Source organism: Vibrio sp. 1562, assembly GCF_033340155.1.
In the GTDB taxonomy this organism is placed as follows: Bacteria; Pseudomonadota; Gammaproteobacteria; order Enterobacterales; family Vibrionaceae; genus Vibrio; species Vibrio alginolyticus.
Map to the genome: position 1 here is coordinate 47945 of NZ_JAWOVY010000006.1, position 23502 is coordinate 71446.

The 23502-nt window shown below is 45.1% G+C and carries 16 protein-coding genes and 1 pseudogene; 13 read left to right on the forward strand and 4 right to left on the reverse strand.

Translation table 11 applies throughout. From position 1 onward, the window contains the following. Window positions 1-22: 22 nt before the first annotated feature. Window positions 23-1438, forward strand: a complete 1416-nt coding sequence (gene phrB, locus R7Z49_RS08335; protein ID WP_033906725.1) for a deoxyribodipyrimidine photo-lyase — start codon at window positions 23-25, stop codon at window positions 1436-1438. Window positions 1439-1444: 6 nt separating this feature from the next. Beyond that, window positions 1445-2371, forward strand: a complete 927-nt coding sequence (locus R7Z49_RS08340; RefSeq protein ID WP_025768560.1) for a L,D-transpeptidase family protein — start codon at window positions 1445-1447, stop codon at window positions 2369-2371. Window positions 2372-2397: 26 nt separating this feature from the next. On the opposite strand, the gene R7Z49_RS08345 is transcribed toward R7Z49_RS08340, so the two are convergent. Continuing rightward, window positions 2398-2652, reverse strand: coding sequence for an Lpp/OprI family alanine-zipper lipoprotein (locus R7Z49_RS08345; RefSeq protein ID WP_005375145.1), 255 nt, complete (start codon window positions 2650-2652; stop codon window positions 2398-2400). A 550-nt stretch (window positions 2653-3202) separates the two neighbouring features. Here R7Z49_RS08345 and R7Z49_RS08350 point away from each other — a divergent pair. The 6 genes from R7Z49_RS08350 to R7Z49_RS08375 all read left to right on the forward strand — a co-directional run bounded on the left by R7Z49_RS08350 (window position 3203) and on the right by R7Z49_RS08375 (window position 13326). Then, window positions 3203-4546: a DEAD/DEAH box helicase gene (locus tag R7Z49_RS08350; protein ID WP_031812859.1), complete on the forward strand. Its 1344-nt coding sequence runs from the start codon at window positions 3203-3205 to the stop codon at window positions 4544-4546. 324 nt (window positions 4547-4870) lie between these two features. Continuing rightward, window positions 4871-6868, forward strand: a complete 1998-nt coding sequence (locus tag R7Z49_RS08355) for a prolyl oligopeptidase family serine peptidase (RefSeq protein ID WP_186585110.1) — start codon at window positions 4871-4873, stop codon at window positions 6866-6868. Further along, on the forward strand, window positions 6869-9010 hold the full coding sequence (locus R7Z49_RS08360; RefSeq protein ID WP_318111541.1) for a TonB-dependent hemoglobin/transferrin/lactoferrin family receptor: 2142 nt from the start codon (window positions 6869-6871) through the stop codon (window positions 9008-9010). A gap of 9 nt (window positions 9011-9019) precedes the next feature. Beyond that, window positions 9020-11272 carry a proprotein convertase P-domain-containing protein gene (locus R7Z49_RS08365; RefSeq protein WP_318111542.1) on the forward strand — a complete coding sequence of 751 codons (2253 nt, stop codon included), beginning with the start codon at window positions 9020-9022 and terminating at the stop codon, window positions 11270-11272. Window positions 11273-11297: 25 nt separating this feature from the next. Next, the gene (locus tag R7Z49_RS08370; protein ID WP_086047251.1) at window positions 11298-12749 is read left to right on the forward strand and encodes a DUF1566 domain-containing protein; all 1452 of its coding nucleotides are present in this window, start codon (window positions 11298-11300) and stop codon (window positions 12747-12749) included. 1 nt (window position 12750) lies between these two features. Beyond that, window positions 12751-13326: a DUF1566 domain-containing protein gene (locus tag R7Z49_RS08375; protein ID WP_005375151.1), complete on the forward strand. Its 576-nt coding sequence runs from the start codon at window positions 12751-12753 to the stop codon at window positions 13324-13326. A 108-nt stretch (window positions 13327-13434) separates the two neighbouring features. Here R7Z49_RS08375 and R7Z49_RS08380 read toward each other — a convergent pair whose 3' ends face one another. Continuing rightward, complete coding sequence (locus R7Z49_RS08380) at window positions 13435-15078, reverse strand: methyl-accepting chemotaxis protein (RefSeq protein WP_054574928.1); 1644 nt, start codon at window positions 15076-15078, stop codon at window positions 13435-13437. A 331-nt stretch (window positions 15079-15409) separates the two neighbouring features. On the opposite strand from R7Z49_RS08380, the gene R7Z49_RS08385 reads away from it, so the two are divergent. From R7Z49_RS08385 to R7Z49_RS08405, 5 genes are all read left to right on the forward strand, one after another. Further along, complete coding sequence (locus R7Z49_RS08385) at window positions 15410-16231, forward strand: phosphate ABC transporter substrate-binding protein (RefSeq protein WP_005375153.1); 822 nt, start codon at window positions 15410-15412, stop codon at window positions 16229-16231. 100 nt (window positions 16232-16331) lie between these two features. After that, window positions 16332-17264: a phosphate ABC transporter permease subunit PstC gene (gene pstC / locus R7Z49_RS08390; protein ID WP_005375154.1), complete on the forward strand. Its 933-nt coding sequence runs from the start codon at window positions 16332-16334 to the stop codon at window positions 17262-17264. A gap of 22 nt (window positions 17265-17286) precedes the next feature. Further along, window positions 17287-18150 (forward strand): phosphate ABC transporter permease PstA, encoded by an 864-nt coding sequence (gene pstA, locus R7Z49_RS08395; RefSeq protein WP_005383923.1) that lies wholly within the window; start codon window positions 17287-17289, stop codon window positions 18148-18150. Window positions 18151-18210: 60 nt separating this feature from the next. Next, window positions 18211-18960 carry a phosphate ABC transporter ATP-binding protein PstB gene (pstB, locus tag R7Z49_RS08400; RefSeq protein ID WP_005375156.1) on the forward strand — a complete coding sequence of 250 codons (750 nt, stop codon included), beginning with the start codon at window positions 18211-18213 and terminating at the stop codon, window positions 18958-18960. A 327-nt stretch (window positions 18961-19287) separates the two neighbouring features. Next, on the forward strand, window positions 19288-21414 hold the full coding sequence (locus R7Z49_RS08405; RefSeq protein ID WP_054574929.1) for a GGDEF domain-containing protein: 2127 nt from the start codon (window positions 19288-19290) through the stop codon (window positions 21412-21414). Window positions 21415-21539: 125 nt separating this feature from the next. Here R7Z49_RS08405 and R7Z49_RS08410 read toward each other — a convergent pair whose 3' ends face one another. Next, the gene (locus R7Z49_RS08410) at window positions 21540-23186 is read right to left on the reverse strand and encodes a BatD family protein (protein WP_171342471.1); all 1647 of its coding nucleotides are present in this window, start codon (window positions 23184-23186) and stop codon (window positions 21540-21542) included. Window positions 23187-23190: 4 nt separating this feature from the next. Beyond that, window positions 23191-23502 (reverse strand): annotated as a pseudogene (locus tag R7Z49_RS08415) (hypothetical protein); the annotation flags it as partial.

Sequence of the window (23502 nt, forward strand, 5' to 3'; positions counted from 1 at the left end):
TAGACAAAAGATAGGAGCTACCATGATTTTAGTATGGTTTCGACGTGACTTACGTACGTTAGACCACACGGCACTCAAAGCGGCATTGGATTCAGGTCAGCCTGTCGTCGCTTGCTTTATCGCGACGCCAGAGCAGTGGCGGGAGCATCACATGGCGCCGATGCAGGCAGACCTCATTGCTCGTCGCTTAGCTTGTCTTAACGAGGAGCTTGAAAGCCTTAATATTCCCTTTTTGTACAAAGAGGTGCCGTCGTTTTCCGATTGTACAGATGTGATTAGTGGGTGGGCGGAAACACTTGAAGCCACGTCTGTCATGGCAAACATTCACTATGAGGTGAACGAACGAGAGCTCGATACACAAGTAAGTGAAGCGTTAGCTTCTCACGATATCGAATTTGAACTGTTTCATGACAAATGTGTGCACGCGCCAACGACGGTTCTTAATAAGCAAGGCGAATATTTTAAGGTGTTTACGCCATTCAAGCGTGCTTGGTTAACGCAGTTCCATATGCCGACGGTAGTAAAACCTCACGAGCAAGCGCCACTCAATAAAAAGGTACTCGAACAATTAGAGTCGGCTCGATTTAATTCAAGCTTCACATTTAGCTATCCTCGAGAATCCAGTGAAGACTGGCTGGCTTCGACTAATGATATTTTGAAGCAGCTTAGGGAATTTGCACGGGAGCGCAGTGACGCGTATCAAAGCGAGCGAGACTTTCCAGCTATTGATGGCACTAGCCAACTGTCTCCATACCTTGCGATTGGCGCGCTATCACCAAGGCAGTGTATTGCTCGTTTGTATGCTGAAAATCAACAAAATGACCTTACAGAAGGGAAAGCAACTTGGTTAAGTGAGATCATTTGGCGTGAGTTTTATCAGCACCTATTGGTTTTCGAACCAAAACTCGTCAAAGGCAAAGGATTTATCGATTGGGAGGATAAAATCCAGTGGTCCTATGATGAGAAAGCCTTTGAGCGATGGAAGACAGGAACAACAGGATACCCAATCGTTGATGCAGCAATGCGTCAGCTCAATCAAACAGGCTGGATGCACAACCGATTACGTATGATTGTCGCGAGCTTTCTTACCAAGGACTTACATATTGATTGGCGATGGGGAGAAGCGTACTTCATGAGTAAGCTGGTGGACGGCGATTTTGCAGCGAACAATGGTGGCTGGCAATGGTCTGCTTCTACGGGTTGTGACGGGCAGCCATACTTTCGTATTTTCAACCCGATAAGCCAAGGCGAAAAGTTCGATGTTAATGGTGAATTTGTGCGCCACTGGGTACCAGAAATCAAAAGTGTACCGAACAAATACATCCATAAACCTTGGACTTGGGAGGGCTTTTCTTTACTGGAATATCACAAGCCGATGGTTGATCACAAGACAGAAAGAGAGATAACCTTACAGCTCTTTAAAAGTGCCAAGGAATAGAGTGAAATGCTTAGCAAAAAGCGATCAATGAGTTTCGCAAAACGTACCCTGCTATCTGTGTCGTTATCTTTAGTGAGTGGTCTATCATTCGCTAAGATGTACGAATTACCAGAGGATGGAAGCCGTTTAATTGGTCGCCTTGAAAACCACGTCGTTCAAGAAGGCGAAACCATGGCAAATATCGCTAAGCTCTACGATGTGGGTATGCTAGGTTTAATGGCCGCAAACAAAGGAGTGGATCCCTTCTTACCAGAAGAGGGGCATGTTCTTACTATTCCGACACAGCTAATCCTCCCAGACGTACCTTATAAAGGTATCGTTATTAATCTAGCCGAGCTGCGCTTATATTACTTTCCGAAAGGAGAGGATATTGTCCATGTATTTCCTGTCGGAATTGGCCGAATAGGGCGCGATACCCCAGTAATGACAACGCGTATCAGCCAAAAACGACCGAACCCTACATGGACTCCTCCAGCCTCTATTCGTGCCGAGTACAAAGCAAAGGGCATTGACCTACCAGCCGTTGTTCCTGCGGGGCCTGATAATCCACTTGGTATGTTTGCATTGCGTTTAGCTTACGGGAATGGCGAATACCTAATTCATGGTACCAACAAGGACTTTGGGATTGGTATGCGAGTCAGCGCGGGTTGTATTCGTATGGACCCAAGTGACATTGAGTGGTTATTTGACAAGGTTCGTAACGGCGAAGACGTTAATATCATTAACCAGCCTATCAAAATGACACTTGAGCCTGACAGAAGTGTGTTCTTAGAAGCACATGAGCCTTTGACTCGTAGTAATGGCGAGAAAGATGAACTGAAAGTGCCGAAAGAGTTAAAGTGGTGGTTGGATGAATTCGGTATGAAAAACGTGAAGGCTAAAGCAGCAATCGCTGCACAGAATGGGGTTCCCATCGAAATAACCGCGCCTTAACGGGCGTTAAGACGCGGTATTAAATCTTACTTAGTGTAAGACTGAGCGATGTTATCGATACGCTCGTTAGCACGCTCAGCTTCTTCTTGAGCAGCCATTGCTGCTGCGCCTGATTTTTGAACGTCAGATTGAAGAGCTTGTACGTCTTGGCTTAGTTGGCTAACTTGGTTGCTTAGTTCGTCTAATTTTGCTGCATTTGCTGTAGCTGCGTCATCAGAAGAAGCACAACCGGCTAGTAGAAGTACTGAAGTTGCTGCAGCTGCGATCAACGTTTTGTTCATATAAGAACTCCTTGCTTATAGTGAAAGTCTCGCTACTAACTATTATTTTATACAGTAGCGAGGTTAAATGTGGTTACATTTTATCAGTACATGATGTAGCAAAAGTCAAAAAAACCCAAGAATTTCATGGAGTACCTGACGTCAACTTTTACCTGAACTTAACAAAGTTTAACTACCTATCCTTTATTTCGTTCTCACAACAGTTTTCATAGCAGGTGTATTTGCCACGTTCCTGATATCAATAATTTAGACGATATTGACACAAATGAAAGTTTATTGGCCCAAATAACTGCTATTTAAGTCGTTTTGTTGATGGATAGAAGGCATATTTGAACGGCTTTTCTCTAAACTTCCTGTCCAGCTGCTCATCAAAAAGGCTAGTCTTTACTCTGAACTGAGCCACAAATGATGTTTTACCGTTACCACAGGGAATTAGTTTGTGTGATCTCTATCTATACTCCTATGATTTGCGGTATTATACCGAGCTTTATTTTTTTGCTGCGTTAGAGCGGAAACGACACTACAGAGCGCTCAGACGCTGACTGATTTATTGGAGAATACTTTGCAATTTAAAGATCTAGGCCTAGACAACCGATTGTTGAAGAACCTAAAACACTACGATTTTAAAAAAGCGACTGACATTCAGCAGCAGGCGATTCCTGTTGCGATTGCAGGCAAGGATCTATTGGCATCTTCGAAAACAGGTTCGGGCAAGACTTTGGCGTTTGTATTGCCAATGCTTCATAAGTCTTTAAAGACAAAATCGTTTTCTGCGAAAGACCCTCGCGCGGTAATCCTTGCTCCTACTCGTGAGCTAGCGAAACAAGTATATGGTGAGCTTCGTTCTATGCTAGCTGGCCTATCTTATGAAGCAGCACTGATTTTGGGTGGTGAGAACTTTAACGATCAAGTAAAAGCTCTGCGTCGTTACCCGAAATTTATCGTGGCGACACCAGGACGTTTGGCTGATCACTTAGATCATCGTTCGCTTTATCTGGATGGTTTGGAAACGCTGATTCTTGACGAAGCAGACCGCATGTTGGATTTGGGTTTTGCACCAGAGCTTCGTCGCATTCATAAAGCAGCCAAGCATCGTCGTCGTCAAACGTTGATGTTCTCTGCGACATTAGATCATGCAGACGTCAATGAAATCGCGGCTGAAATGCTCAATGCGCCAAAGCGAATTGCTATCGGCGTTTCTAACGAAGAGCATAAAGATATCACGCAAAAATTTTACTTGTGTGATCACCTAGATCATAAAGAGGCAATTTTAGATCGTGTTCTTTCTGAGGCTGAATACCGTCAAGTTATTATCTTTACGGCAACGCGTGATGATACTGAGCGACTAACAGAAAAGCTGAACGAAAAGAAACTGAAGGCTGTAGCACTAAGTGGTAACTTGAACCAGACTCAACGTAACACCATTATGAGTCAGTTTGAGCGCGCAGTATTTAAGATCCTTGTAACGACTGATGTTGCTTCCCGCGGTTTGGATATTGCAACTGTGACACACGTCATCAACTTCGATATGCCAAAGCATACCGAAGAATACGTACACCGAGTTGGTCGTACTGGTCGTGCAGGAAACAAAGGGGATGCAATCTCTCTTGTTGGTCCAAAAGACTGGGATAGCTTTAAACGTGTAGAAGCATACCTACAACAAGATCTTGAGTTTTCATTGTTCGAAGATTTGAAAGGTAAGTTTAAAGGCCTTAAGCCACCTAAACCAGATTTCCGCAATAAGAAAGCGACCGCAAAGAAAGCTCGCCCTCAAGCGAAAAAATCGGCGAAAAAACCAGCTAAGCGTGACAAGAGCTTCTACAAAAACGTATCTGTGGGTGATGATGTCTTCATCCCTAAGAAAAAACCAGCGGCACCGAGCTCTGAAGAGTAAAAGCTGCTGTAGTTTCCCATTGATTTTAGTTCTTAAAAATCCGAGTGTTCGCACTCGGATTTTTTATGTCTGTCGCTAGGTGAAATAGCGTCTTTCCATACTCACTCGTTAGTCAGCTTTTATATCCGTCTGGTTGTATATAAACAGCATAGAACGCTAATTTAGGAAGTTATTAAGTTTTATAACCTCGGTCAAAGCAAACGTTTTTCCTCACACACTAGATAAAAATCTCACATGATCATGAAAATGATAATTGATCTCATTTTTATTTGAGGGCAGAATACGCGCCATTGTATTAATCCTATAAATGAATTCGCTCTCTATATGAAATTTACTCATGTTTTTTTAGGGCTCATAATTACCTCTAGTTCTGGCTTTGCTGCTGATGATTTCAACTGGCTTCGAGATGATGCTCGTAAAGATGAGCGAGTTCTTACCTACCTAACAGAACAAAACCACAAAACTGAACAGCACCAAAAAAGTTATCAGACGTTGACAAAAAACCTACTAACGCAGTGGGATACCATGGTGGCAGACAAAGGTGATAAGCCATGGTCGATCGTGAGTGGAAGAGAGTGGACGCTAATGCGTCGCGATGGTCGTTACTTACTATTATCCCGTGCGAGTCAACATGCACCAGAAAACGTGGTGTTCGATTTCGATGAACGACAATCTGCGCATCAGTACTACCAACTTGGTCAATGGCAAGTGAATGGTGACACGCTACTTTTCACGGAAGATATCGACGGCAGCGAACAATATCGTGCTGTGGTTGTTGATTTACTCTCCGGTCAATCTACGGAACTGGCGACGCACGTCGATAGTGGCGTATTGTTGTCACCTAACGGGAAAGTGGCATTCCTCGTTGCAAAAGAAAAGCGCACCCAGCGACCTCATCAGATCTTACGTATCTCCACTGAATCTTTGGCAAAAACAGTCCTATGGAATGAACCCAAGTCAGATTGGTTACTTTCTTTCTATCGTGCGGCAGATAGCCGTTATGCTGTGCTGCAAAGCAACAACGAGTCAACAACAGAGCAGAAGCTTGTCGACCTAGAAACGGGCACTGTCTCAGATTCATTGCGAAAGCCTGAAGTGGGTGTGGAATATTACGCGGATGTGGCGAAAGGTTATATTTATCTTAAAAGCAACCTGGAAGGAAAGTTCGCCCTTTACCAAGCCGAACTCGCACCGCTTGGCGCAACATGGCAACGCTTTACCAATCCTCGTGAGCCGCTTGAACAGTTCTACCTTTATGATGCAGGAGTTGTGGCACTTAGTAAGCCAAACAACTTGTCGACATTGACGGTGTATTCTTACCAAGGGCAGGAAAAAGTGATACTGCCATTGGAACACGATGGTAATGTCGCTTGGCTAAGCACATTGGGCGATTTTGAATCAAACAAAATTCGTATCCGAAGCATGTCGATGACTACGCCTCCTCAGTGGGAAGAGTTCGATGTAAAAACGCTGAATAAATCCTTGTACTCTCAAGATGCTTACCAAGACTTTGATAGTCAGCGTTATGTATCCCAACGTATTTTTATTAAGCACGACGGCGTTTCTGTCCCGGTCTCTTTGGCGTATCGCAAAGACAAATTGCACCCACAATCTCCTGTGATGATTTACGGTTACGGCGCGTATGGTTTTACGATGAAACCGTACTTTATGCCTCAGGTTATCAGTTTACTCGACCAAGGTGTGATTTACGCTATCGCCCATGTCCGTGGCGGTGGGTACTTTGGCGATGAATGGCACGAGCAAGGCCGTGGTGTGCGAAAAGCCAATTCTATTGGTGATTTTGTCGCGGCCGCGAAGGCGCTGCAAACATTCGAACGTGGCAATAGAGAGGTTTTCGCCATCGGTTCTAGTGCTGGTGGTACGTTGGTGGCCGGAGCGGTTAATCAAGATCCTAAATTGTTTTCAGGTGTCGTACTTAAAGTGCCTTTTGTTGATGTGGTTGCAAGTATGTCGGATACCTCACTTCCGCTTACCACACAGCAGTATGGCGAATGGGGTAACCCAACCAAACCTGAACAATTGGCGTTAATGAAGGCGTACGATCCGATTCTCAATATCCATAAAAACGCTTACCCACCCATGTTGGTTCAAGTCGGTTTAATTGATCAGCGCGTGCCATATTGGGAAGGCGCAAAGTATCTGGCTAAAGTTTCAGCGTTAAGTGAGCACAACGGGCCGTACTTGTTGCAAACTGATTTTAATTCGGGCCACCAAATGGACCCACGACAAGCGCAAGAACAACAAGCAAAAGAATACGCATTTCTACTATCACTCATTAAAACATCTAAAGCGGAGCAGTAAATGAAGCTTACCCCAGTGTCAGCGGCAGTACTTTCGGTACTTGCTGCCAGTCAAGTGCACGCCGAATCTAAGGTTTTCTCAATGGAAGAGGTGGTGGTAACCGCCAATAAAATCGATCAGCCATTGTCAAAAGTGGCAGGTAGTGTCGCGGTTATCACAAACGAGCAAATCGAAGAAAGAGGCGAGACCGAGCTATATGACGTGCTGCGTAACGAACCTGGTGTAAGTGTGACGGGCGGTGCAGGACGTCCGCAAAACATTACCATCCGTGGTATGACGGGTAACCGCATTATGATCGTTCGTGATGGCATTCGTTCTGCGGATGGCTTCGGTGCGAATGACATTAATGATGCAGTTGGGAGAGATACTTTTGATTTATCCAATTTTGAATCGCTGCAAATCATTAAAGGGGCAAGTTCTTCGGTGCATGGCTCTGGCGCGATCGGCGGTGTGGTGATTTTAGAATCCAGTCAGCCGGGTGATTTCTTAAAAGACAAAGACTTCTACACCGATGTTTCCGGTACTTACACCGATATCAGCAACAAGTACAAAGGCACGAGTAATCTAGCTTTTCGTTCCGGTGATACAGAGAGTTTGTTTAACGTTTCATACTGGCAGGGGCAAGAGACACGTAACTTTGATGAAGATTTGTATAACCGCGACCTAGATGGTTACAGCGGTGCTTATACGATCAACCACTTTTTCAATGAAGAGGTGATGTTGAAAGCCAAAGCGGAACTCTACACCCAGAATCAAGAGCGTTTGGAGGGTTCACCGTCCATTCAACCTGATGGCATCTGGCATATTGAAGACTTTGCTGAGGATGAAACCACAGAAGAGTACAGCGCTTATATTGGTGCAGAGGTGACTCCGATTAATCCAACTTGGTTCGAAGAGTTGGATACCAAAGTTTACTGGCGTCACACCGAAGTGGTGGAAGACACCAACCGTTTAATGCGCCAAGTGGATCACAATGGTTTGATCACCAAGCGTCGCGAGCTGGAACACAAAACCTTCATTGACGAAACAATTGGCTTCCGTGGCGATTTCACTAATACGATTTATGCAGCAAATGCTGAGCACCAATTGGCTTACGGTGTCGAGCTTTCTACTGACTATTACGAACGCACAGATAGCGACTCCAAGATTGATTGGAACGGAGTAACACCTTCGACCAAACAACCTTTCGCTCCTGCTCGTGCTTATAACATTGGTTTGTACGTTCGAGACATGGTGGAACTGGATAAATGGACCATCACAGGTGGCCTACGCTTTGATGCGCACCGTCTCACGCCAGACGGTGCGGGTGAAGTGGGCGGCTTCCCATTAAAAGACATGGATAGCTCAGAGGTATCTCCAAGCCTGTCGGTTTCTCGTGAAATGTTTGCCAACAACATTGCTTATGTATCTTATAACCATGGTTACCGTGCTCCGGAATACGATAAAGCGTATGGCTTCGTAAGCCACGACTTTGTGCCGCTCACGCCGTTTGTAATTGCACCAAACATGGATCTAGAAGCTGAAACTTCCGACTCATTTGAAATTGGTAACAAGTTCGATAACGGTCGTGCGCATGTCTATGCGTCTGTGTTCTACAACAAGTTTGAAAACTTCATCGATGTTGTGACCACAGGCTTTGACTCAAGCACTGGTAATTACATCAAACAGTACCAAAACCTTGATGGCGTAGAGACTTATGGCGCAGAGCTTTCTGCGGGGTACGCGCTCACCAAACAATGGGACATCAGCACTAAGTTTGGCTACGTAGATGGCAAAGACGCGGAAGGCGAATACGTTCGAAGCATTACGCCATTCGAAGGTAATGCTCAACTGAAATACGCCAACCAAGACTTCAACGTTTACGTGGCTTGGAACTGGGCCGCTGCCATGGATCGCGTTCCTAAATGCCAGACCACACTTGGTCTAGCGACAGAGTGTGCGCAGACAAGCGCGTGGAATACGTTTGATCTTGGCGCAACTTACTACGTTTCCAAAGACCTTCGTGTTAGCGCAAATATCGTCAACCTGTTCGACAAAGAGTACATCCGATACCAAGACGTAGCGGGTATCGCTGAGGAAAGTAAGCGTTACTCAACTGAGCCTGGGCGCTACTTCACGCTGACTGCAAAATACGAATTCTAGGACGAAATCATGAAGCTAAAACCATTGGCGTTTTCGCTGCTTATTGCTTGTACCCCTGCGGCGCAGGCTGCAGAGTGGGATTATCCCGCAACGGACTCTGTGGTAACGAATGAAGCGCAAGCGAAAACTTATCTAGACAGCCACTACTCAGAAGCTGGCGAGTTTAAGTTCCGTTACAAAACCCAGTCTCAGCTTGGTGAGCATTACAATTTTGATGTTTGGGTAAACGGTGAATATCAAGCACAGCGCACCCTCGTAGTAACAACCGATAAAAATCATCACGTTGTGCGAGTGTTTAAGAGCCTTGAAGATACGATCATTCGCAACGGTAAACCAACGGTTGCAATGGAATTGGAATCACCTCGCCAACTGCAAGCACAAGAGCCACCTGCTTTGAGCTCTGGAAGTCTGGTTAATGTTGAGGTTTCTTTATTCAACCCAGATCTTCGCACCATGCAACAGCAAGCGGCACCAGAATCGACGTGGTCAGCACTGTCCGATTACCCTCAGCCGATCGAGTACGTCACCAAGTCGATCGAGGTTTTAAAGTCCGGCGGTAAGTTCTACCTCTCTAACCCAAGATTAAAGCAAGTGGATGCGACGGGTTTATTTGCAGCCCCAGCACCTGGTGAAGCGCCTGTACTCGATACGTTGGACTTCCTCAGCGCAGAAGGGGTTCAAGCATTTGACAGTGTTGATGAGATGCAAAGCACCGAGTTTGGTGACAATGCGTTCCCACAGTTGATGGCTTTTTATCATCTTGATAGCTCGATCCAATATCTGACAAGCCTGACTTACGACTTGTTTGATGAACCGCTTCGTTTTGATGCTCGCGGTTTATCAAAAGATAACTCTACTTACTATTACGGTCCGAAAGCACTCATGCTGGGTGTCGGTGGTGTTTCTCCGGATGCAGTCGATGCTGATGTCGTGATACACGAGCTTGGGCATGGCATTCATTACCAAATCGTACCGGATTGGGCGTACGGTCACACTGGTGCTATCGCAGAGGGTTTTGCTGATTACTGGGCGGGCAGCGCGAGCTACCGCATTCAATATTTGGATGCTTCGCGTCGTGGTCAAGAATTCGAGTTAGATACGGTGTTCAACTGGGACGGTGTGTTCGGAACACGCAAAACAACTCGTAGCTTATGGAACCAAAGAGCACGTTACTTCGAGAGCTCAGAGTACCCAGCGCACGTCAGTGTGGGCGGTGAACTAGGTGACGAGCTATGGTCAACGCCGCTGTTTCAAGCGCTTAAAGCATCGGTTGAACGATACGGTGATGATACCGATAGGGTGTTCCGCGAGTTTGACGCCATTGTTCTTGAAGGCATGTACGGCATTGGTCGTGGCGTGAAAATGCATGATCTGGCGGAGTCGACCGTGTTTGCCGCAAACACCTTGTTCCCAAATAAAGACTACGCCCAATTCCTGACGGACAGCTTCAACAGACACAACTTACTTAAAGCACCTCTTCGTGTTCGCTATGACGCTCGATACATCGCACAAGGTCAAGACGTTGGTTTGAGCCTGAGCCAAACTGGCCGTGAAGCGAGCATCAAAGGGCAATGGAAGCTAAACAACGCATCTGTTTTCGACTTTGATGAAACGCTTTCTGACTTGACCTCAATGAAGGTGGCGTTACCAAGCGGTCTAGCATGTGGCACGCAATTCGATTCCTCTATTTCATTGGATTATCAATTTGCTGAAGGCCTAAAGACTCACCAGTGGAGTGAACAGGTGATGCTGGTTAATGGTACGCCAGAGCTTGATATCCAGCCTCAATCAGTGAATTCCGCTTTACCGGAGCAGGGCGACAGACTGTTCTCTCAGACGCTATCGGACAAGTCACGCACGATTGATGATTCGTTTGCGGTTTACCTGAACATCGAACATGACTCACTGCAAGATCTGCAAGTGACGCTAGTGTCTCCACAAGGCAAATCGGTCGTGCTACTTAGCCATCAATCAAGCAATACCAAAGGATTTAAAGGTTACTTCACCGCTCAGTATGACGAGGAGTTACAAGCACTTGTCGGTCAACCGAGTTGGGGTACTTGGCGTCTCGAAGTGTCTGACCGCGTGTCAGGGAACTCTGGGGTGTTGAAAGAGTGGGGTGTGAGTCACTTTGCTCAGTATCAGTGTAGTGCTGATACCACTAAAGAAAGCAGTGGCGGTGGTTCAGGTGGCAGTGGTTCGCCTTGGACCTTGTTAGGACTTTTCCTGCTTTCAATGGTGAGAGTGATTCGCTCTCGTTAATTAAAATCAAAAGAAGATAAAATCTATGAAGTTTCAATATTCTTTCGTTGCTATGTCACTAGCCCTAGCTGGCTGTGGCGGTGGTTCTGGTGGTGACACGTCGGCACCGACCTATGATGTAGCTGGCACCATCGTTTCTGCAGGTACACTTCTTGATACGCCAGTGTGCATCGATTTAAACCAAAACTACGTTTGTGATACGACCGAGCCGAGTGCTAAAACGGATAATGCCGGTAAATTTAGCCTGACTTCAAGCGACAGAAACGTACTAACCAGCACCATTCTTGCTCAAGTTGATCAAGGTTCGAACCAAACGTTGCGTCTTGCGGCTCCGGGCCAAAACTTAGCAACGGGTAACACGGTCAATGGTGTAACAACGTTGCTCGCAGGTCTTGTGGTTGACGGTAAAACCGTTGCTCAAGCTGAAGAGATTGTGAAAGCACAACTCACCGATGCCGGTGTTTCTCTGTCTGGAACGGTAATGTCTAACGCAGAAGCCAGCGAGCTAGATAAGCTAGAGCAAAACACGGTTGCACTATTAGCTGCAATGCAGCCACAACAAATGACCCAAGGCGTAGCGCTGCTTGCTCAAAGCCTTAGCTTCCAGGGTAAATCATTGGCCTCTGATCTTCTGTCTGAAGTGGAAGTGAGTGCATTTGCTGAAGAAATTGTAGCGGTTGCTGAACAAACGGTTGGTAGTAACGATACGGGCGCCGTTCTTTATTTTGCTGAAGGAGCAGCAGACGTAGCAGAGGTTCAAGCGTCTTACCCTGGTCAAGATGCGGAGTACGGCTTCGACAAAGAGGACAAGCAAACGTCGACAGGCGCAGGCTTTAAGTTCGTTAAGTTAGATTCACAAGGTGCTGCTTTAGCTGCAGATGCGACTGAGTGGGCTTGTACTATGGACGAGCGTACTGGTCTTGTTTGGGAAAACAAAAGTGCGGATGCGAGCTCAGTTCAATTTAAAGATCGCCTATTTGCGTTTGAGTCTGAAACATTTAAGCCATTTAGCAAAGATGTAGAGCTTGCAGGTTGTAAAGACGCTGGTGATGAAGTTTGTACCACTAGCCAATATGTTCAGTACATAAACAAACAATCGTTATGTGGAATCACTGGTTGGCGCTTGCCTACTTACCGTGAGACTTATGACTTACTAGACTTTGGTGAACAAACACTGTTTGCTCCGAACGATGAATATGCAAAATACAACGTCTATGGTTTTAATGTTAAATACTTTCCACAGCAAACCATAGGTAGCCCTTATTTAGGATATGGTGCGTTTTGGCATAGCGACTTTAAGTTTACGAATGCATCATCACAACTTATTGATGGCGAGATTTATTTCCCTGCGATTGTCTCCCGGGGCAAAGATAGAGGCACTATTTCATACGTCGAGATTCGATCAAGCAACACAAGTGCGGGTGCCGATGATTCTTACCAATTCCCAATCCGTCTAGTCGCAGTTAAGGGGCAATAAGATGAAGAAATTAATAACTGTACTATCTCTTACTTTGGCTTCTCAAACTGCAATAGCTGCACAAGAGTGTTCTACTGACTTTGCTAAAACGGCACCTAACACGCGTTATACATATTCTGAGAGCGGTACCGTAACTGACCTGAAAACAGGTCTAACATGGATGCGCTGTCCAGTTGGTATGACATGGAATGTAGGAAACCAAGAATGCCAGGGGACGCGATCTACAATGTCATGGCAACTCGCTCTCTCCACAGCCAAACAAATTCGTAATAAGGACGGCAACCATCCTCTTCACAATTTTGCTGACAAAAAAAATTGGCGACTAGCAAATATCAAAGAGCTAGTATCTCTAACTGAGCGAGCTTGCCACAGCCCAGCCATAAATAGTACAGGGTTTGCTAGCGGCTATAGTCTGAAAGATGGAGATGATGTTCTAGGGCGTTATGTCTGGAGCAACACACCTAATGGCGACGGTAAGCATGTTGCAACTTTTGATACGACTAATGGTGAGGTTTTCAATAGAGATCCGTTAAACTCAAGTTTCAAAAGCTCTCTCTTGTTAGTGACAGATGAATAATAATTATTACGTTAATAAGGGTTGATAGCTTTGCCTTTATGATAGGCTCCGCCAGTGCGGAGCTTTTTCTTTTCTAACCTTTGGAACTTATCGTGTTGAGCAGAGTATTTAAACTTGGAACTGCTTAAGTTGATGTTTTTGATTTTCTGCTAAACCAGACAACTCTTGAGCGGCAGCAGCGGATTGCGTAATGCCAGTGACGTTCTGGCTCACTAGTTCATAGATGTTCGTTAAGTTGTTGTTGATATCAGCCGTGACCTGTTTCTGCTCTTCTGATGCGGTTGCAACTTGAGTGTTGATTGAGTTCAGATCGGCGATAGCATTACTGATATTAGCAAGTGATTGGCTAACTTCTTGTGTCAGAGCTTGGTTGTCTGACAACATGGCTAAGCTGGAATGCATACTTTCATTTGCGTGACCAGATTGTTGCTGTAGCTCTTCTATAATGGTTTGGATCTCTTTGGTGGACTCCTGAGTTCGCGCTGCCAGCATACGTACTTCATCGGCCACTACCGCAAAGCCTCGGCCACTTTCGCCCGCTCGTGCAGCTTCAATCGCTGCATTCAGTGCAAGTAGATTCGTTTGCTCAGAAATACCTTCAATCACTTCGATCACGCGACCAATGTGTTCTGATTGATCTTTTAGCGAAGTCACGACGGCAGCGGCTTCGTTAAGTTGTTCCGCCATCTTTTCACTTGCGCGAGTACTTTCCCCAAACATGCTTATACTTTGTGAGGTTAACGTACGTGCTTGATTTGATGCACTATCGGCTTCTTGTGCATTGGTCGATACTTCAGCTGCGGTCGACTCTAGCTGATTGATCGCCGAGGCTACTTGCTCAACTTCTTGCTTTTCTTGATCCGAGTTGACGCTGCTTTGAGTCATAACAGTTGCTAACTCGGTTGATGCTGATGCCACATCTTCACTAATGCGAACCAATGCGCTTACAGTTTCACGTAGTTTTTCTATGGTCTGGTTTACATCTCGAGCCAGCTGAGACACTTCGTTTTTCCCGATGGCTTCGGCCTTAACTAGTAGGTTTCCCTTCGCGACTTCCTGCATCGTTACTTGAAGGTTACGAATCGGCGCAACGATGTAGCTGGCGAGTACCCAACTAATAAGTGAAGCGGCACTCAAGATCACCGCAAGCGAGACGGCGCTGTAAGTTAGCGTGGTTGAATGTTGTTCGCCATTCGTTTCGACTTCATCGGTGACGATTTGATTCAATTGTTTAGATAGTTTGTCGATGGCGTTGATCATCGCTTCGCCAGCTAATCGATACTCAGCCATTGCAGATTCGTACTTTTGATTGAAATCAGAGGTGGTGTAATCAGAAGTGTGTTTAGTGGTGAGCAGAGGTGTCATGGTAACGCGAGTGAAATCAACATAGTGATTCATGGCCTTACGCATAGCATTGACTTCATTTTGAACGCCAGGGAGATTGTCGATGGAGTTAAGAAAATCGCGGTTTTTGTTTTGTCGCTCAGAAAGCTCTTGGTTGAGAGACTGAACATCTTCGGCTCTAAATAGACTATAAATGGCTTTGATGCGCATGGCGTAAGTGTTGTCTACGATGCCGCTAAGTTCCTCTTTGTGAATGATTAGCTTATGGGTGGAAGCCGAAACCTTATTGAATGCTTGATCGAGTTTACCGATTCCGACACTCAGTCCAATGATGAGTAATATAACTGTGAATAGAACAGGCAGAAAAACCTGAAGTTTAATAGAAAGCGTACTAAGAAATTGACGCATGAGATTGACCCTCTATCGGTTTGATTATTATCTTTTTTATAAATAAGCATTTCGATTTTAATTGTTATATTTGCCAAATCAATGAGTTACTCATATCTAATTGTTATGAAATGTACCAAAATCGATGGGGTTATCATCTTGAACATGAGGCAACGTTATAAAAACGTTACGTTCAAATTGAGAGAGGGATAAGTCGCGGAATTAATAGTTAGAAATGACAACGTGTCATAGAGGGTTCAACTAAGTGAAACACAACTGTCATATTCAAATTCTAAAGTGAGCACCGTTCAAGTGAAACACAACGGCAATAAAGCCACTTAAGGAAATTGTGATGAAAAAGACAGTAATCGGTGCAATCGCACTTCTAGGCGCAATGGCAGTGACTCCTGTTTCTGCTAAAGAAACTATCTCTGCAGTGGGTTCTAGCAGCGTAACTCCACTGATGGAAGTTTTCTCTGAAACGTACATGAAGAAGAACCCTAACGTATTTATCGAAGTTCAAGGTCCTGGTTCTTCAGCTGGTGTAAAAGCAGCGAAAAATGGTTCAGCAGACCTTGGTATGTCTTCTCGTAATCTAAAAGACTCTGAAAAAGAATCAACACTAATCGAAGAAGTGGTTGCTCGTGATGGTATTGCAGTGGTTGTTAACCCACAAAACAAACTGCCAGGTCTAACAGCCGAGCAAGTGACTGCAATCTACAAAGGCGAAGTATCAAACTGGAAAGAAGTCGGTGGTGCAGACAAGCCAATCGTAGCCATTACTCGTGACACAGCTTCTGGTACTCGTGGCGCATTTGAAGACATCATGTCTCTAAAAATGAAGATTTCTGGTAAGAAGGTATCAGCTATCTCTCAACGTGCTCAAGTTGCAAACGGTAACGGCGCACTGAAAACAATGGTTGCATCTAACCCATACGCAATCGGCTACATTTCTCTTGGTACTGTAGACAACACTGTTAATGCGCTAGCAATCGACGGCGTTGATGCAACGGTAGCTAACGTTAAAAACGGTTCTTACAAAGTAGCGCGTCCATTCCTTGTTCTTTACAAAGAAGGCAAGCCATCAACAGAAACGCAAAAATTCCTAGACTGGATGCTAACTGACGAAGCGCAAGCGCTAGTTGACCAAAAAGGTTACATCTCAGTTAACTAATCCCATCGGGACTCTAAAGTTTGCTCAGCCCAACGTTTCGGGCTGAGCCTTTTCTATCCATTGTGTTCAACGGCATTGCCCAGAACCGTGAGATTTTTAAATGACCATCGCAACAAATAGTGAAAAGCTTATGAATACTGACGCTAGAGCTATCAGCAAGTCAGGCCTACGCGAGAAGCGTCGTGTAGACTGGAAAGAGCGCATCTTCCACGGCTTGTTCCTAACGAGTGCCGTAATCGGCATTGTTTCATTGGCCGTTATTGCATACTTCATCGTTCGAGAGAGTATTCCGGCATTCCAAGAAGCAGGCGTATCGGGCATTGTCTTAGGACAAAACTGGTTACCACCTGCGCTTTACGGTGTCGCCACCATGATTGTGGCATCTATCGTATCGACGGCTGGTGCTGTCATTGTTGGGGTTCCAATTGGTGTTCTGACCGCCATTTTTATCGCTGAAATCGCACCAAAGCGATTAGCAGACATTATCCGTCCAGCGGTTGAGCTGCTAGCCGGTATTCCTTCAGTGGTCTACGGTTTCTTCGGTCTGGTTATTATCGTTCCATTGATTCAGAAAGTATTTGATGTACCTGCAGGTAACACTATCTTGGCCGGTATTATTGTTCTTGGTGTGATGATTCTACCAACAGTAATTACGGTTTCTGAAACGTCTATTCGCGCTGTCCCTCGTACTTATAAAGAAGGTTCTTTGGCACTGGGCGCATCGAAAATCTACACCATCTTTAAGTTGCTCGTTCCAGCGGCTCGCTCAGGCATCATGACAGGTGTGATACTGGGTATCGGTCGTGCGTTGGGTGAGACCATGGCGATTATCATGGTTATGGGTAACGCGCCGGCAATGCCAGAAGGCATCTTGGATTCGGCTCGTACACTAACTGCAAACATCGCTATTGAAATGTCTTACGCAAGTGGTGTTCACGCGAACGCACTTTACGCTACAGGTGTAGTACTTCTGGTCTTCATCATGTCGTTGAACGCTGTACTACTGTACCTAAACCGAGAAAAAGCGAAGTAATCGCTCGTTAAAGGTGACTATTATGGATCGCGCAAAACTAAAAAAAGCACGCCAGTTCAAAGATAATGTCTTTAACGCATTTGTCTGGATTTCGGCAGCACTAACGGTAGGTTTCTTGTTCTGGATTATCTGGTACATCTTATCAAACGGTCTACAACACGTAGATTGGAACTTCATTACTGATAACTATACGCGCACAGGTGAAGAGCACGGTATCTTCCCAATGATTGTGGCGACCATTTACATGGTTATCGCTTCTATCGCAGTGGCAGCGCCACTCGGTATCATGACGGCAATCTACTTGACCGAATACGCGAAAGTGGGCAGTCGTTTGGTGAAAATCATCCGATTCTGTACCGAGTCATTGGCGGGTATCCCGTCGATCATTTTCGGCCTGTTTGGTATGACTTTCTTCGTGGCGATTCTTGGCCTTGGCTTCTCGATTCTGTCGGGTGCATTGACGCTAAGTATCTTAATCCTGCCAGTTATCATCCGTACAACGGAAGAAGCGCTGATGGCAGTACCACAAACGTACCGTGAAGGCTCTTATGGCCTCGGTGCTTCTAAGATTTACACTATCTGGCGTTTGATTCTTCCGAGCGCAATGCCAGGTATCTTAACCTCGGTCATTCTAAGTATTGGTCGTGTCATTGGTGAGTCTGCTCCAGTATTCCTGACAGCAGGTATGGTTGCACGTATTCCGGATTCTTTATTGGATTCAGGTCGTACGCTAACCGTTCACCTATACAAACTGACTACCGAACTGTTTACCGTTGAAGAATGGAATCAGGCTTACGGTACGGCAACAGTGCTTATCGTAGTTGTTCTCTTGATCAACATGGTAACGAAACTGATTGCTAGACGTTTTAACACCGCAACTTACTAACAACACTAATTAAGAACGCACGTTAAAAGACACGAATTCAAGAATTAAGAGATTAAGACAATGAACAAATTTGATATTGAAAACCTAGACCTATTCTACGGTGACAACCAAGCACTGAAATCGATCAACTTACCAATTCCAGTTCGCCAAGTAACTGCACTTATCGGCCCGTCAGGTTGCGGAAAATCAACGCTTCTACGCTGTTTGAACCGAATGAATGATCTAATCGAAGGCGTGAAAATTACAGGTAAATTGGCGATGGACGGCGAAGATATTTACGGCAACATTGATGTTGCTGACCTTCGCATCAAAGTCGGCATGGTATTCCAAAAGCCAAATCCATTCCCGATGAGTATTTACGAGAACGTGGCTTACGGCTTACGTGCTCAAGGTATCAAAGACAAAAAGACAATTGATGAAGTGGTAGAGCGTTCGCTGCGCGGTGCTGCACTTTGGGATGAGGTGAAAGATCGCCTTAAATCACACGCATTCGGTCTTTCTGGTGGTCAGCAGCAACGTTTATGTATTGCACGTACAATCGCGATGGAGCCGGATGTGATTCTGATGGATGAGCCAACGTCGGCACTTGACCCAATTGCGACACACAAAATCGAAGAACTGATGGAAGAGCTAAAGAAGAACTACACCATCGTTATCGTGACTCACTCAATGCAACAGGCGCGTCGTATCTCTGACCGCACTGCGTTTTTCCTAATGGGTGAACTGGTTGAGCACAACGATACGCAAGTGATCTTTAGCAACCCTCAAGACGACCGTACTCAAGGCTACGTAAATGGTGATTTCGGTTAATCCACCGTATTTACAAGCATAACTAAATAACTATAAGCGATGGTAACTTTGCCCCTCTTGATGAGGGGCCTTTTTCTTTTTAAGTCGTAGGCTTAAAACATCTACCAACACAAAAATCTTGTAAATAAGTACAACTTTCCTCCCCAGTTTATAAAGCATGTAACTTATGTGAAACATGGCTTTAAAAGTGCTGAAGAGCTCTCGAATGTAACACTAAGTCTGATAATTTTGCGAATGACTTAACAGCTCAAATTTGAACGTATTGATTGCATATCATGGCCTAAGTAGTTTTTTATCGAGGATAAAAAAGTAGATTAGGTTGGTAGGGTGAGTTTAAGAAGTTTTACAAGAAAAGTGTCTTCAACGAGGGACCATCGGTTGCTAGCGGAGGCAATCTTTGATCATTTAGAGAGTCTGTTCTCCCCTCAAGCCCTCGCTATTTTTGAAGATCCTTCAATTAACCCTCGTCATTCAATGAGCTTCTCTCGCGGAGAGCTTTACCCAACCCAAAACTATCCTGAGACATTCTGGGAGTGGGCAAGTCAGTTTGATACCTCTGAAAGCATCATACCTCTGGCGATCAACACTTGTAACTGGAATCACACCCGAGATTTAGGCGGTGATAGTTACATCATGATGCTCGACAACACGCCTATCAAACGTACCTACCTACTGATTCAATCTGTACATGCTCGCACAGCACATAATATCTATGAAGAAAGTTACGACGCAATGCAGCTCGCAGCGGCGCGTTGGCAATGTATTCGTGCTGAAAAAAATGCCTCGAAAGAGATCAGGCACAGAGATATTCGTGAAGCGCAATATGTTGATGAGATTAGCCAACGCGAGCGCTTTATCGAAAATATGAAGTTAGTTCAGCAAGTTGCACTCGAAATCTCTAATCCTGATTCTTTAAAGGACTTGTACTACAAAGCCGTCGAAGCGTTACGTGAACGACTTGGGTTTGATCGCTCTACACTGATGCTTCTCGATATGAAAAAGCGCAGCTTCAGTGGTACATACGGCACGGATGAGTCAGGAATTACGATTGATGAATTTCACACACAATACGATTTACATCAACTTAGCGAGGAGTATATCACCGCGTTATCTAGCCTTGAGAGCAACTTAGTGATTGTAGAAGACGCGCCAATATACACAGCAGGCAAGGTCATCGGGCAGGGCTGGAATGCGATGTTGATTTTACGCGATGGCAATGAACCGTTTGGGTGGTTCGCGCTAGATAACTTTATTCATCGTAAGCCGATAACGGCATATCAAAAACAGATGTTGGACTCGTTTGGTTCACTCTTCTCTCAAATTTACATTCGTAAGCGCCAAGAACAAAACGTACGCATGTTGCATTCAAGCATGGTTGAGTTATCACGTTGCACTACTGTCAGTGGAGTATGCAAATCGGCCGTCACTTTCGCCATTAAAAATCTTGGTATTGATCGAATGGCGGTGTTTTTAACTGATGAAAATTGCTCTTACATGCAAGGAACGTGGGGTACCGATATTCAAGGTAACGTGGTGGATGAATCTTACTTCTTTGGCGAAACCCAAGATTTCTCTCTTATAAATTTGGCTCGCTCAATGCCAAACGAAGTCGCATTTGAAGAATCAGTGCCTATTTATCATGACTGTAATATTGTTGGCTTTGGTTGGGCTGCGATGACGGTATTGACTTCAAATAGCAGTGGTCCTATCGCCTTTATCGCTGTTGATAATTTGCTGACACGTGCGCCGTTAACTTCTCAGTTACGTGAAGTGATTCGTATGTTCGCGTCCAGCTTAGCTGAAGTATTGCAACGTACTCAAGCTCAAGAGGCGATTCGCGAATTAAACGAAAACTTAGAGCTGGAGGTTCAGAACCGAACAAAAGAGTTGGAGGAAGCCAATCGACAGCTTGAGGTACTTTCTAAGCTCGATCCTTTGACGCGTCTTGGTAATCGCCGCATGTTAGAACATGTGATGCAAAAATATTGTGCCCTAGAGTGTGAAGACGACATGTCGTTTGGCCTGATCCTGATTGATATTGACCATTTTGGCTTATTCAATAATCACTATGGTCATCTCGAAGGCGATATCGCATTGATGCGAATTGGCTATATCTTGGATCATCATACCAAAGGTGAAGATGAAGTTTTTTGCCGTATCGGAGGTGAGGAGTTTGCATTGCTCATGATTGGTTCTGAGCAAGAGGAGGTCCGACTGAGAGCAGAGTGCATTCGTCAGTGCATCGAGGGCGAGGGGATAAAGCATCGACATAACCCAGAAGGGGAGTTACTTACCGTTTCAGTCGGTTACTCCTGTTATAAAGCGAAAGGCAAAGACTTTAATTTCGACCATTTATATCAGTTGTCGGATAAGGCACTCTATCAAGCGAAGAATCATGGGCGAAATTGTGTAAGGCGATACGAATACGAGCCCCAAGTTTTGTTGAGTAAGTGATGTTCATAAGAGCAACTTGATAGGGAAGAAGCGGCGGTTGGTGCTCTAGATAAAACCGCTAAAGCAAAATTTGGCCGGATAAGAGAATTGGCAGCTCATGAGAGCTGCCATTGTTATCTAGTTATTTATAGCTTTTCGAGTTGGTGGTCGGTTTTCGTTACGTTTGCTTTGCCAAGGTTTTGAATTTTCGCTAACAGCGAATCAGGGCTCCAAGGTTGTTGGTTAGCACTAAAACGCGCTTGATTCATGGCATTAAGCTCTTGCTTAATTGCTTGTACGTCACCAGGGTTTAACCTGTCTTGATGAGTGGTTAAATACTCATTTACAGAGCGTTCAATTTTCGCAGCATCGCCCTCTTCGATGACTTTTTTTAGCGCGTCGATGCAAAGTGGTTGTTCAGTATTTGAAACCGTTCCACTCGCTGTTATTGACCGCTTTTTCCATGCCCAAATTGCGATTCCCAATGTCATTATCCAAAGCCCTAAGAAAACAAAGGTTAACGTTCGCCAGAGACTGTTTACACCGCCGCTTGATTCAGGACTAGGGGCTGGCACTAAAGGCGCTGAAAGAGGCGATTCCGGCAACGTGATTAGCCCAGTGTCATTTTTCTCTACGTCTAATGTTAGCTCTGGTAACGTTGTTTTCTTCGCTTCATCATTTTGACTGTCCCACCAGTTCACGTCGTATCCTGGTAAGGTATATTTCCCGGCCTCTGTAGGAATAATGACTTGCTTCACCGTCATGGTAACGGTGCCATCTCTTCCGCTATCGAACTTAGGTTGTTCGGGATACACGCGCAGTGAACTCGGGTAACTAATATTGACTCGTGGCAGATATTCGGCTTGTGTACCGCGAGCCTTAACTTGAATGGTTCGAGTGAGTGAAGAACCTTGCTTTACTGTGTTGATCGCGTTAATCGACAGTAGGTTACCTTGATCGTCTTGCCAGCTCTGTGTCATTTCTAACGCTGAAGCAGGAAGCCATTCACCTTTAAATTCGCTCGGAATCGGTTTGACCGTGATTGGCATGCGTTCCGCTTTGGTGTTGATAGGCATTATTTTGGTTGAGCCCGTCAAGCTGTCGCCATAAATATAAGAACCGGTCAGTTTAGGACCTATCAAGGTATAAGTGCCTGGTTGATTGGCCGTTAGGCGAAACGACTGCTCTATGACCGCTACTTCTAACCCATTTAAGATCTTCTGTCTTTGCTGTAAGCCACCCAGTGCCTCAAGCTTCATGCCTTCAATTTGCGGAGGTACTATTTGTGGGTTATCTAGGCGTCGAGTGTCCGCTTTGATTAGAAGCTGTATACGTAATGTTGCAGATTGCTGAGGGTAGAGCGTACTGTTGTCGACCGTAATATTGAAGCTAAATAGATCATCAAGATTGGGGTCTGTTTGGCTCGCGTTGACATGTAGTTTGATCGGCTCCGTTTTCATACCATCAGCGGAAAAACTTGGAATAGTCAGAACACCTTCTTTCATTGGTGCAATTGAGATACTCCACTCGGTACGCACTGATTTTCTTCCGTTAATGTTATTGCTAGAGCGGCCATAACGAGGTTGACCCAAGAAGAAGTCTTTCTCTAGAACATTGAAGTCGATTGAGTCTGAGCTGAGCTCAGTATCTGAAATGATTCTGAGGTTAATCACTTCATTCTTGGCTACTTGTGTTTTATTCACACTAGCTTGAAGTGTCTGTGCCATCACCGAGAAACTGGATATTAGGCTGGCCACAAAAATAAAGACCAGTTTTACGCCTTTGTTCATCACAGGCTTACCACTCCTTTTGAGATTGTTGTGGAGGTTGTTTTTGTTGCGCTTGAAGTTGCATTTGCGCACGGATCAAAAAGCTTGGGTCGCGAGCACTTTCTACTGCTTCTAGTCGACGGAACTCAGGATCATCCTGATGCATTTTTTCGGGATGCGCTTTAGCCTGTATTGGTTCATCTTGATCCTTCACTTGCTTGTCATCTCGTTGCGGTTGATGTTGTTCCGTTTTTTGTTTTTCTTTTTTATTTTCAGAATCTTGCTGATTTTGTGACTGTTGTCCTTGCGCTTCTTTCCCTTCGTTTTGAGACTTTTGTTG